The organism is Jutongia hominis (assembly GCF_014384965.1).
Classification (GTDB): Bacteria; Bacillota; Clostridia; order Lachnospirales; family Lachnospiraceae; genus Butyribacter; species Butyribacter hominis.
The window spans coordinates 17,973-31,090 of the sequence record NZ_JACRSW010000040.1 but is presented as its reverse complement, the minus strand read 5'-3'; the positions used below and the strand labels follow the sequence as shown (position 1 = coordinate 31,090).

General features: G+C 38.0%; 11 protein-coding genes. 5 read left to right on the top strand and 6 right to left on the bottom strand.

Translation table 11 applies throughout. The features are described 5' to 3' along the window. Positions 1-113 precede the first annotated feature (113 nt). From H8700_RS11255 to H8700_RS11240, 4 genes are all read right to left on the bottom strand, one after another. Complete coding sequence (locus H8700_RS11255) at positions 114-335, bottom strand: hypothetical protein (protein ID WP_249305704.1); 222 nt, start codon at positions 333-335, stop codon at positions 114-116. A 108-nt stretch (positions 336-443) separates the two neighbouring features. Beyond that, on the bottom strand, positions 444-728 hold the full coding sequence (gene spoVG / locus H8700_RS11250) for a septation regulator SpoVG (RefSeq protein ID WP_022141313.1): 285 nt from the start codon (positions 726-728) through the stop codon (positions 444-446). 157 nt (positions 729-885) lie between these two features. Continuing rightward, positions 886-2,007 carry a glucose-1-phosphate adenylyltransferase subunit GlgD gene (glgD, locus tag H8700_RS11245; protein ID WP_249305703.1) on the bottom strand — a complete coding sequence of 374 codons (1,122 nt, stop codon included), beginning with the start codon at positions 2,005-2,007 and terminating at the stop codon, positions 886-888. Further along, the gene (locus H8700_RS11240) at positions 2,004-3,278 is read right to left on the bottom strand and encodes a glucose-1-phosphate adenylyltransferase (protein WP_022141311.1); all 1,275 of its coding nucleotides are present in this window, start codon (positions 3,276-3,278) and stop codon (positions 2,004-2,006) included. The genes glgD and H8700_RS11240 overlap by 4 nt, the downstream gene beginning before the upstream one ends. A 319-nt stretch (positions 3,279-3,597) precedes the next feature. On the opposite strand from H8700_RS11240, the gene murC reads away from it, so the two are divergent. From murC to H8700_RS11215, 5 genes are all read left to right on the top strand, one after another. Continuing rightward, complete coding sequence (gene murC, locus H8700_RS11235) at positions 3,598-4,980, top strand: UDP-N-acetylmuramate--L-alanine ligase (RefSeq protein WP_249305702.1); 1,383 nt, start codon at positions 3,598-3,600, stop codon at positions 4,978-4,980. 252 nt (positions 4,981-5,232) lie between these two features. Beyond that, positions 5,233-6,486, top strand: a complete 1,254-nt coding sequence (locus H8700_RS11230) for a DnaD domain protein (RefSeq protein ID WP_249305701.1) — start codon at positions 5,233-5,235, stop codon at positions 6,484-6,486. An 81-nt stretch (positions 6,487-6,567) separates the two neighbouring features. Then, positions 6,568-7,566 carry an ATP-binding protein gene (locus tag H8700_RS11225; protein ID WP_249305700.1) on the top strand — a complete coding sequence of 333 codons (999 nt, stop codon included), beginning with the start codon at positions 6,568-6,570 and terminating at the stop codon, positions 7,564-7,566. Positions 7,567-7,676: 110 nt separating this feature from the next. Beyond that, on the top strand, positions 7,677-8,849 hold the full coding sequence (locus H8700_RS11220) for a ribose-phosphate pyrophosphokinase (protein ID WP_022141307.1): 1,173 nt from the start codon (positions 7,677-7,679) through the stop codon (positions 8,847-8,849). 460 nt (positions 8,850-9,309) lie between these two features. Next, the gene (locus tag H8700_RS11215) at positions 9,310-10,881 is read left to right on the top strand and encodes a chitobiase/beta-hexosaminidase C-terminal domain-containing protein (RefSeq protein ID WP_249305699.1); all 1,572 of its coding nucleotides are present in this window, start codon (positions 9,310-9,312) and stop codon (positions 10,879-10,881) included. A 359-nt stretch (positions 10,882-11,240) separates the two neighbouring features. Here the strand turns inward: H8700_RS11215 and H8700_RS11210 are convergent, their stop codons facing one another. Continuing rightward, positions 11,241-11,936 (bottom strand): 5'-methylthioadenosine/adenosylhomocysteine nucleosidase, encoded by a 696-nt coding sequence (locus H8700_RS11210; protein WP_249305698.1) that lies wholly within the window; start codon positions 11,934-11,936, stop codon positions 11,241-11,243. Positions 11,937-12,252: 316 nt separating this feature from the next. After that, on the bottom strand, positions 12,253-12,711 hold the full coding sequence (locus H8700_RS11205; RefSeq protein WP_249305697.1) for an S-ribosylhomocysteine lyase: 459 nt from the start codon (positions 12,709-12,711) through the stop codon (positions 12,253-12,255). Positions 12,712-13,118 lie beyond the last annotated feature (407 nt).

Here is a 13,118-nt window from a genome sequence, read left to right as displayed (position 1 = left end):
GTATTTATCATCTAATCATTAGACGTTCTAACTTTCTTATATGTTTCATTTTGCGAATATTTTTAATTCAAAATTTCAAAACAATTATTGCTTTGTTCAGAAGTTACCGCTTTCTATAAATAAAAAAGTGCAAAGCCGGCGCTTTGCACTCCAAGAATTGCTAAAGCAATTCTTGTTGATGCACCACTACTGTACGAGCATTTTCCTATTCCATAAAAAAGTGCAAAGCCAGCGCTTTGCACTCCAAGAATTGCTAAAGCAATTCTTGTTGATGCACCACTACTGTACGAGCATTTTCCTATCCCGCAAAAAAGTGCAAAGCCGGCGCTTTGCACTCCAAGAATTGCTAAAGCAATTCTTGTTGATGCACCACTGCTGTACGAGCATTTTCCTATTCCGCAAAAAAGGCTGTGGTCAAAACCACAGCCTTTCCTAAATCATTGTTATTCATTTTCTAAGCCATCCGGCTCCTCAGTAAGAATCGCTTCGTACTTATCAAGGATCATCTTTTGAACCTTTTCTCTCGTATCGGAGTTGATAGGATGTGCAATATCACGATATTCTCCGTCACCGGCTCTCCGGCTTGGCATCGCAATGAACATTCCTTTTTCCCCTTCGATAATCTTTATATCATGGATTACAAATTCATCATCTAACGTGATTGAAACGATAGCTTTCATCTTTCCTTCCTTTGTAATCTTTCTGATCCTAACGTCTGTAACTTGCACAGCTATTAACCCCCTTTGGTTATTTTCTCTTTTTATATTAGCATTACGCAAAGAAAATAGCAAATCATTATACGCATTTTTCTCCGACAGCCGGCAATATTCTATTTTCTATTACTGCTGCAACAAGCCTTTCTTTTATCATGAGTTTTGTTCTAAATTATAATGCATATCGATCATTTTTCTCTATGACAATCCTTATATCTTCCTTATCTCCCACATATTTTGTGTTGGCTCGAATTGTATCTCTGCTTTCCACGATACAGTTTTCTATGTAAGTATTGTCACCGATATATACGTCATTTAAAATAATAGAATTTTTGATCACGCAATTGTTACCGACAAAGACTTTCTTAAAGAGAATCGAATCTTCAACCGTTCCATTAATAATACATCCGCTTGACACCATACTGTTTGTAACAACAGAACCTTTATTGTACTTTGCCGGAGGCAGATCTTCTACTTTTGAATAAATGTCCGGATATTGATTAAAGAAATAATCTCTGACATCCTTTTTCAGGAAGTCCATATTCGTTCTAAAATAAGAATCTACAGAAGAAATATTACTCCAATATGTCTCCATCGGATATGCATAAATCTTCTTTACATTCTTATAGCGGATCAAAATATCCTTCACAAAATCATAGCGTTCATCCGCAACTGATTTTTCAATCAGATCGATCAGCAATCGTCTCCTGACAATATAGATACCTGCTGAAACCTGAAAGCTCTTCGCGTCAATTGGTTTCTCTTCAAATTCTATAATTCTGTTATTGCAATCTGTTGAAACTACGCCGAAACGACTTGGATCATCTTTTTCTTCGACATTTGCCGTAACTACCGTAAAATCTGCTTTCTTTGCAATATGATATTCTAATACCTTGTTATAATCCATCTTGTACACGCCATCACCCGATGCAATAACAACATATGGTTCATGACTATTCTTTAAAAAACTGAGATTCTGTGCCATGGCATCTGCAGTGCCTCGATACCAGTAGCTGTTTTCCGGTGTTGTCGTAGGATTAAAAACAAATAAGCCTCCCTGTTTACGTCCAAAATCCCACCATTTTGAAGAGTTTAGATGCTCATTCAGGGATTTTGCATTGTACTGTGTAAAAACAGCAACCTTTTGAATATGGGAATTGCTCATATTACTTAGAACAAAATCAATGCTGCGAAATCCTCCTGCGATCGGCATAGCTGCCGTTGCTCTTCTATTTGATAATTCTCTCATCCTGCTGTTATTACCACCAGCTAAAATAATACCAAGCGCTCTCATTCTCTCTCACCTACCTTTATCAGCGTTTCACCGCTCATCAACTTGTTATCCGGATAATCACTTAATTCTGTTTCTCCGGAAATCGCTGTATTCTTGCCAATCTCAACGCCATCCGGAATGACACTGTCATCGCCGATCGTTACCAGACCAAATGCATAAACATCCGGTTTTATTTTGTTCGGAAGCTCTTCTCCTACGCCAAGCTTGCAATTCTTACCTACTACTACATTCTCAGCAATAATAGACTTGTCTACGATCGTACCGGCACCGATCCTGCTCGATCCCATAATAATAGAATCTCTGACGATCGCACCTTCCTCGATCACGACTCCGGAACCTATCACAGAATCATGAACCTCTCCATAGACCTCCGTTGCTTCCCCGATGATTGCAGTATCGATCACTGCAGAGCCTGATATGTATTGTGGTCTGATACGGTCAGTCTGTGTATAAATTTTCCAGAACTCTTCATATAAGTTAAATACCGGAATCAGGTCGATCAGTTCCATATTTGATTCCCAATAAGAACCCAATGTTCCTACATCTTTCCAGTATCCATTGAATTCATAAGCAAAAATACGTTTTCCTTTTTCATGACAGTAAGGAATAATATGCTTGCCAAAATCACAACCTGGCTGATCTTTCATTTTTAACAACGCTTCTTTTAGAACCGGCCACGAAAAAATATAAATTCCCATAGAAGCCAGATTGCTGCGTGGATGTTCCGGCTTTTCTTCAAATTCCTGAATCTGCTTCTTATCATCTGTAATAACCACACCAAATCGGCTTGCCTCTTCCATCGGCACCGGAATCGTTGCCAATGTAACATCTGCGTTGTTCGCTTTATGGAAATCGAGCATCACTTCGTAATCCATCTTATAAATATGGTCACCTCCCAGGATCAATACATAATCCGGGTTATAATACTCCATGTAGCGTAAATTCTGATAAATTGCATTTGCCGTACCTGTGTACCATTCACTGCTCGTACTTTTTTCATACGGTGGCAGAATAGAAACGCCCCCCACGTTCCGATCAAGATCCCATGGAATCCCGATACCTATATGTGTATTGAGTCGTAATGGCTGATACTGTGTAAGGACACCAACAGTATCAACTCCGGAATTGATACAGTTACTCAACGGAAAATCAATAATACGATACTTTCCACCGAATGCAACTGCCGGTTTTGCAACATTAGCTGTAAGAACTCCCAACCGGGAACCTTGTCCACCAGCCAATAACATTGCTATCATTTCTTTCTTAATCACGTTATCACCCCTTCATTTTGGAATATATTTAGTATAACATAACTCTCAAAAAATGTGAATAATTTTAACGAATTTATCATGTATTTCTTTCTATTTTTATGCAAAATACACAATATACTATGATGTTTTGTGCAATTTCTATATGCCTTATTTATCTATGCCTGATTTTTTTCTTTTATTCCTTCTTTTCTTATACTTCCGGCACTTCAACCTTTTTTTCGTATTTTCTCCGGCTGTTGACAATTTATCTTGTTTTTTTATTCTCATGGTTTATAATACATATATGAAAGAAACAGAACAATGATTATGGAGGCAGATTATGTACCAGATTGATTTACAAAAACCATGTACCGTTCACTTTATCGGAATCGGCGGCATCAGCATGAGTGGATTTGCCCAGCTTTTACATGAAAACGGCTTTACCGTAAAAGGTTCCGACTCTCAGGAAAGTAAGATTACAAAACACCTGGCTTCTTTAGGTATTAACATAATATATGGTCAGTCAGCAAAAAATATTACTGATGATATTGATCTTGTTGTCTATACAGCTGCAATTCATCCGGATAATCCGGAATTTGCTACCGCAAAAGAAAAAGGGATTCCCATGATGGAACGTGCTGTCATGGTCGGGCAGGTAATGAAAAATTATAAAAATGCGATCGGCATCGCAGGAACCCATGGAAAAACAACGACCACATCCATGCTTTCCCACATCTTTCTTGCAGCGAAAAAAGATCCAACGATATCGGTTGGTGGTATCTTAGATGCGATTCAGGGAAATATCCGCATCGGTCATTCGCAAAATTTCATTACCGAAGCCTGTGAATACACAAACAGTTTTTTGAAGTTTTTCCCAACCGCAGAAATCATTTTAAATATTGATGCAGATCATCTTGATTTTTTTAAGGATCTCGATGATATTCGTCATTCTTTCCATGAATATGCCAAACTGCTTCCGGAAAACGGTGTATTGGTGATCAATGCAGATATCCCCGATCTGGATCAGATCACTAAAGATGTTCCATGCAGGATCATTACATTTGGTTTGCATCATACTGCCGATTATTGTGCACAAAACATCTCTTTTGATTCAAACGGCGATGGTGTCTTTGATCTTGTTTATCAAGGAAAACCAACCGGTGATTCGATCCATTTAAACGTGATCGGTGAACATAATATTGCAAATGCCCTTTCTTCCATCGCAATTGCACAATTCTATGACATTCCGATGGATGCGATTCAGGAAGGTCTGAATGCATTCCATGGAACGGAACGCCGTTTCGAACAGAAAGGATCCTTCAATGGTGTTACTGTCGTTGATGATTATGCACACCACCCTACCGAGATTGCAGCAACACTGCATGCAGCCGAGAAGTTTCCTCATAAACATTTATGGTGTGTCTTCCAGCCGCATACCTATTCGCGTACCCGTGCATTGCTTCCTGAATTTGCTAAAGCATTATCAAAAGCAGAACACATATTATTAGTAGATATCTATGCTGCACGAGAAAAAGATCCCGGAGATATCTCATCACGTACCCTGCAGGAAGAGATCAAAAAGCATGGCAAAGATGCTTTATATTTTCCTAGTTTTGAAGAAGCCGAAAAATATTTATCAGAAAAATGTATTGACGGTGACTTGTTAATAACTATGGGAGCCGGAAACGTAGTAGAAATCGGAGAACATTTAGTCCAGAAATAGTTATCCACATTATCCACAATTTTTTGTTGATTTCTTTTAACAAGAGATTGTGGATAATTTTATCTGTAAACAAGCCATTCTATTTGCACTTTTAGCACCTTATGCAAAAAGTTATCCACATTATCCACATTTTTAAATCAACAATTCACCTGCTGCAGGCGGGTATTTTCTTTATTTCCAAACTATGCTACAATGTGTCGTGCGCCGGCATATTACCAGCGTATTGATCCTATTTTTAAAGGGGGACGAATCATGGATCAGGTATTATTATGTTCAAGCCAAATCCCGCTTACAACATCAATCAGTAATACATTTATAAAAAAATATATGTTAAATGCCAATGGAAGTTATGTGAAAGTATATCTGTACCTTTCCATGTGCATCCAGTCTGATATACATGGGCTTTCCATTTCTTCTCTTGCAGACAGAATGGAAAATACAGAAAAAGATGTTCTGCGTGCATTGCAATACTGGGAAAAGAAAAACCTTTTAACCTTGCAATATAACGAATCAAATGATGATATCTGCGGCATTCTTCTTCTCAACCCGGAAACTGCAGATCAAACTATCTCTGTGACCGCATCTGATGAAACGCCGTCTAACGAGATATCATTTGATGAACCATCTTCTTATACTAAACCTGTCTCTATGCCGGAGGATTTCCAGGCAAATACTTTATCTGCACTAAAAGCAGATACCTATACAACATCTGTCGATCAGACAGACAGCCTTTCTTCCATGGAAACTGCCACAACAGAAGCTGTTGCAAGAAAAGACGAGGACGCGCAGCCACTTCCTGTAGATGATACAGAGACAAAAGAAATCGTTATTACCCAGGAACAAACCGAGCGTGTTGCAAAAGATGATGATTTTTCATGGACACGACTAATTGTCGAAAGCTACCTTGATCGCCCGATTACAACCAAAGAAGCTGATCTTTTGATCTATTTATTTGATACATTACATTTTTCAAAAGATTTGATCCTATATCTGTATGAATACTGCTGTTCGATCCATAAGACCAACATCAACTATGTACAGGCTGTAGCTTTTTCTTGGGACAAAAACAATGTAAAAACACCGGACGATGCACAGGAACTTTCACATCAATACAATGAATGTCACTCTGCCATTTGCAAAGCACTTGGTCTGAACCGTATGCTCGGTTCGATCGAATCACAATATATTGATCGCTGGCAAAATGAATGGCAGATGGATCTTGCCGTCATCCTCAACGCCTGTAACCGGACGATACTTACGATCCAGAAACCGGATTTTAAATATCTGAATGGCATTTTGGAAAACTGGCATAAACATAATGTACATACCTTACAGGATGTACAGGTCTGTGATGACAATTATAATAAGAAAAAAGCAAATAATACAAGAGACAATAAACCGGCTATCCAGAAAAGCAATAACAGAAATCAGTTTCATGCTTTTGAGCAAAGGAACACTTCTGCGGCTGAAATAGATCAGCTTGAAAAAATGTTGCTAAAACGTTAAAATCCAACTAGTATGATCTTAGACTCTAATCAGGATTCTTTGATTGGATTCTGAGCAGCCGCATCTTAGAAAGGAAAACCAATGGGAATTTCAAGCACGCAGTATAAAGATATCATGTATCAGTATGACCAGACACGCATGAAAAACCAACGCAAATTAGATGAACGTTATGAAACGCTCTACAAAAAATATCCTGAATTAAAGGAGATTCACGATCATCTTGTAGAACTCTCGATCCGCCAGGCACGTATGGAAGTATTAAATCCGGAATCTGCCAAAACAAACAATAAAGATTATTTAAAAGCACAAAGCGACCTGCTTGCCAAGAAAGCAGAAATTCTGCGTGAAAACGGATATCCCGCAGACTATCTAAACTCGATCTTTACCTGTAAAGATTGCAAAGATACCGGTTTTATCGACAATACGCCCTGTCATTGTTTTCAAAAAGCAAAACTCGATGCATTATACGAAAATTCCAATCTGTCTGATATATTAGAACAGGAAAATTTCAATACATTCTGCGTGGATTATTATGATGACACGACATGTAACGAAAACCTTTCTATCACACCTCGTGAGAATATCATCAAGATACAGGAAATGTGTAAACAATTTATTGCCCATTTTGACACAGATTACAACAACCTGCTCTTTTATGGTCCTACCGGTGTAGGAAAAACCTTTTTAACACATTGCATTGCAAAAGCTCTTTTAGATACCGGGCATACTGTTGTTTACTTGACTTCTCTACAACTATTTGATATTTTAGAAAAAAATAAGTTTCATCGGGATGATCCTTATACAACAAATGAGCAGATTGCTTATATTTTAAATAGTGACTTACTGATCATTGATGATCTGGGTACGGAACTGACCAACTCTTTTACCGGCTCCCAGCTTTATTATTTTATAGAAGAAAGACACGTCAACAAACGTTCAACGATCATTTCAACAAACCTTTCTTTTGCTGATCTGAGAGATCGTTACAGTGAGCGGATCTTTTCCCGTTTTACCGGATATTATGATTTCAAGCAGATTATCGGTACAGATATCCGTATTTTAAAAGCTTTAAAAAGATAAATATTATTATTTATATATACAAGCCCTTTTGGTTTTATCAGATTTTGTAACTGCGCTACGGATCTGAATGTAGATAACGCCCATTGTTTTGCGCAGAGATGGAGGTTAATATGAAACGACACGACAAACTAGCAGAAACAATTCCTGTAGGTACCCTCGGTATCCTTGCTTTGGAAAGCAGCCGCGATATGGGAAAAAGAGTAAATGATTACATTGTTGACTGGCGTGAGGAGCGCGCACAAAAACATGCAGTAGCTTCTACTTTCGCAGGATATAACAGAGACTCTTTTATCATTGATTCTGCATGCCCTCGCTTTGGTTCCGGTGAAGCAAAAGGTCTGATCCGTGAATCAGTACGCGGTGACGATCTATATCTTTTAGTTGATGTTTGCAACTATAGCTTAACATATTCTGTATGTGGTCAGACGAACCATATGTCGCCGGATGACCATTATCAGGATTTAAAAAGAATCATCGCAGCTGTAGGCGGAAAAGCGCGTCGTATTACTGTGATCATGCCTTTCTTATATGAAAGCCGCCAGCACAGAAGAAGTGCCCGTGAATCACTTGATTGTGCACTTGCATTACAGGAATTAACCCAGATGGGTGTAGAAAATATTATTACATTTGATGCTCACGATCCTCGTGTACAGAATGCGATCCCATTAAAGAGTTTTGAAACCGTTCAGCCTACTTACCAGTTTATCAAGGCTCTTTTAAAGAATGTAGACAACCTCACCGTTGACGCTGACCATTTAATGGTGATCAGCCCGGATGAAGGTGCATTAGGTCGTGCCGTATACTATGCTAATGTTCTTGGTATTGATATCGGTATGTTCTATAAACGCCGTGATTACAGCCGCATTGTAGATGGACGTAATCCTATTATCGCTCATGAATTCTTAGGAGCAAACCTGGAAGGCAAAGATGTTATCATTATTGATGATATGATTTCTTCCGGCGAAAGCATGATTGATGTAGCCACAGAATTAAAGAGAAGGAAAGCCGGTCGTATCTTTGTTGCTGCCACTTTCGGACTGTTCACAAATGGAATGTCTAAATTCGATGAAGCACATGAAAAAGGACTGATCGACAAAGTTCTTACAACCAATCTGGTATACCAGCCGGAGGATGTTCTTTCACGTGATTATTATGTCAGTGTCGATATGAGCAAATATATCGCATTATTGATCGATACCTTAAATCACGACCAGTCAATCAGTGAACTTTTAAATCCAACAGAACGAATTCAGAATATTTTGAAAAAATATGGTCAGAGATAGAAAAAAGACGCTTGGTTCCTAGAGAACCGACTCTTAAAAAAATTTTTGGAAAACGAAATATCCTAAAACAACATGGGAAATTGATAGTATCATTCCTTACCGTACAAACCGGTGAGGAGAGAACATTCAATTTCCCACGTTTTTATTTTTGCAATTTTTATACAGATATTCCTTTCAAACAACGATCCCTGTATCACATATACGATATGGTACCCTCTCTATTTTCCTTTTTTCATTCTTGTGCCCGCTACCTGAAATCAAACACTCTGGCATTGCATATTTATGATATTTTTACATATATCGGCAAGTATGGATTGTTTTTTTGCAGGAAAGAAGATATACTAAAAAGTAGATGCGTTTTTAGTATTCTGATTTAAAAATGCTATGAAAATTTTAAGCAAACACAATGTACAAAGGGGATATGCATTTTTGCATCAAACACTTTAGAATGGAGAAGAACATGAAGAAAAAAATATGTCAGATAGCACTTGGCAGTTTACTTGGCTTTTTTTGCGTACTCGGATGTTGTACAACGCAGGCACAAGCAAAACCCGGAGATCCGTATTCTTCCGATAAAGCTGCCGCCTATGCGGATTCTTGCTTTAAAAAAGTAGGAAACAAACACAAAAAGAATCCAAACAAAAAATATGGAGAAGAATTATGTGCCGGTTATGTATCGCAATGCCTGAAAGAAGGCGGTATGAGCATGGATGAGACCTGGTGCTGGAAAGGGATTAACAAAACGACCGAAGCATGGCGTTTGTCAAAACGCTTATTTACATATCTGAAAAATTCAGGCTACAAAGTCACTTACTCTCCATCGGCATCTGATGTACAAAAAGGCGATGTTGTCTTTTACTGGACCAACGGAGGCTGGGGACATGTTGCCATCTGTGTAGGTAAAAACAAGGATGGAAAGCCGCTTGTCAATGCCTATAATGATCCTCATTATCACTTTTCCTACTGGACCATGGGATATAAAACCTGTGTCATTTCTGTGCAAAATGGGTTACCGACACCGACGATACAACAGGATATTATCAAAAACGGCAAAAGGATCACAATCACTCCCGCAGCTAATGCAGCAGCAACTTATTATACCACAGATGGTTCAACACCTACCCAGAACTCTTCTGTATATCAGGGACCTTTTACTATAACAAAAAATACAACTATCAAAGCAGTTTCGATCATGGCAAACAATATAAACAGTGATATAACAGCTTCTTTTGTAGACATCCAGAAAACAATAGAAGAAGGAACTTATTATATTAAGACTGCCAACAACCGGAAAATGACGCTGGGCATCAATCACAGTTCTAAGCAGGAAAAGATGCCGCTCACGCTTCTTCCAAGCAATGCACAATACAGCAGAAAAGTCTCTGTAAAATATACCGGAAATGGTATTTATACATTCACCCTTTTACATTCCGGTTATGTATTATCCGAGAACAGCACGTCTACACCAGCCTCTTTATCAGGTAATGTACAGGCTGGTGCAATTCGCCCTGTTGCCGGCAATGTGATCCAGTCAAAATACAAAGCAGATAGTCGTCAGAAATGGAAACTTCATTATGTCAACAGCCGGCGTTATACGATTACAAATGCAGCAACGAACCATTTCTTATCAGTTGGTAACAGCAAGTCATCAGGTAGTTATGCTTATACAGCTTCCGTCGCAGAAAACAGCGGACAGGTCTGGAATCTGACTCCAACAACACAATCGGAATTAAAAATAAACAATTTTAAATCCGTAAAGAATATTTGGTTCCGAAAATGCTATGCATTACACGGAACGGTTCAGTCAAATTACAATTTACAATCTGTGACCGCACAATTTACGAATAGTAAAGGAAAAACCATTGTATCTGCTACGGCAAAACCGCATACCAAAAAATATTCCCTTGCAAAACTTGGTTCTAAAATTTCTTTAAAACATAAAAAGAAGGGAACATATACATTTACGATAACTGCCAAAGATACAGCACAGGATACAAAGACTTTAATTCACAAAAAAGTTCGCATCCACTAGGCGCCTTGTCTAATATTAACGTTTTATTCGTATTCTGTTCATATTTTGTTCATATATATTGTGTATGATAATAGACAAGAAGTAATTGATTGAGTTCAACTTCTTATTAATTTGCTTATTGACTTATGATTGAGATAGATTCTTTTTCATTTTTTCATTTTGGCCGCTGGTAGCTCCCTCTACCAGCGGCTACTCCTTTAAGGAGTTTTTTCTCTTTTATTTATGTAATCATTAAAAAAATAAAACGCCTAAAAAATAGGCGTTTTATTTTTTTCTAACTATATTCTTTCATTTTTGGGCATTTCGTTTTATATTTCTCGCTACCTCTTTGCGAATTGACATATTATACTTGCAAGCTTTTATTCCAGTTCATCTAATCTCGAAATGAATGCCAGTACGATCTCAATACCGATTTTAGCTGCCTGCTGTGCAAACTCCGCATAATCCATTGCACCACCATCTCCATCGGAAATAGAACGAAGCACTGCAAACGAAACTTTATTCATATAACATACATGTCCGATGCTGCCACCTTCCATTTCTGCTGCAACGGCTTCAAATCGTTCATGAAGTTTTTGCTTTTGTTTTTGTTCATGCATAAAAAGATCACCGGTTGCGATCGTTCCAATCGTATAATGAATCTGTTTCTCTTCAAGACATTTTGCAAGCAATGCTGTCATCTTTTTGTCGCTTGGAATATAAATCTGGTCTATACCGGACAACAGTCCGACCGGATCTCCAAGCGCCGATGTATTCATATCATGCTGTACAACCTGATTGGCAAGAGCAACATCCATCACACCAAGATCGGAACATAAAGTACCGGCTACACCAATATTGATAATACGATCGACCTGATAGGTTAAAATCATGGCTTCCGTACAGATTGCGGCAAATACTTTTCCAACACCACAGACTGCTGCAACAATCTCAACATCACCTATCGTTCCTTTGACAAATTTAACACTGCTGATTTCTTCTACACTACTATTTTCAAGCGATTTCTTCAGATTATCAATTTCCATTTGCATCGCTCCGATTACACCTATTCTCACAATCTTTTCTCCTATTCTTCTTATATCTGCTAATGTTTCATTAAACTTTTAGCTTTGTTTGTCACCGTATCTATTACTGTATTATTTTACACATATTATTCTTTGCGGTACACCATTACATTATCTGAATATGCTTTGTAATGATCTATTTTACTCTAACAAGAAGCTATACCGTATTTGTATGTGCTGCACTTTCCTACTCAAAATGTGTGAATTCTGTATTAGTCTGCACTTTCCTGCTCAGAATATATGAATTCTGTATTAGTCTGTGCTTTCCTACTCAGGATATATAAATTCTATATTGGTCTGTGCTTTCCTACTCAGGATAAGTAAATTCTGTATTGGTCTGTGCTTCTAATACGGCAAGATATGTTTTGCATTCTTCCTTTGCAATGCCCAGATCCAGGTTCTCATAATGTCCGCATTCTGCAGCAGATGCACCAAAGACTTCGCCTTCATGTGCAATGATCTTGCGAAGAACATCCTTTGTGATCTCAAACACTTTCTTAGGCGTAACATCCTTTACCAACAGATAAAAGCCTGTCTGACATCCCATTGGTCCAAAATAGATCACAGAATTTGCAATCTCTGAATTACGGATATATGTTGCAAACATGTGCTCTACAGAATGCATATCGGCATTGTTCATATAATCCCCTTTGTTTGGTCTTCTTGTACGAAGATCATAGGTTGTGATATCACCATCTTTTCTTGAAATATAAAATCCCGGCATTAATACATCATGATTGATTGTAAAACTTGTAATTCGATCCATTTGTTATCATCCTTTCCTGCTCTTTGAAAACTCTATTCTCTGGGTTCACTTTCTATTCCATGTCTGTCTCTGCTTTTTCTTTATACTTTTGCTTCTTAGAAAACCTTCTCTGCTTTGCAAAGTATGCTTTTGGACAAGACACTCTATCATTTAGAATAGCATTTTTTTTTCAAACAATCAAATTTTCCCGCTACGGATTTTCGTTTACATACACTACGGTTTTTTCATTTACACTCACTACGTTTTTTCCATTTATTGATACAGTCGTTCATATTGCGGCAGTTTCTTCCATTCTTTGCTATTTTGCAATAATTCCATGATATCTTTACATGTCTGCAGAAACAGCCTGCCCTTTTGATCCTTTGCCTCAAATGTATAGGCAATCTGATTGCATTGGATCGTCTTTA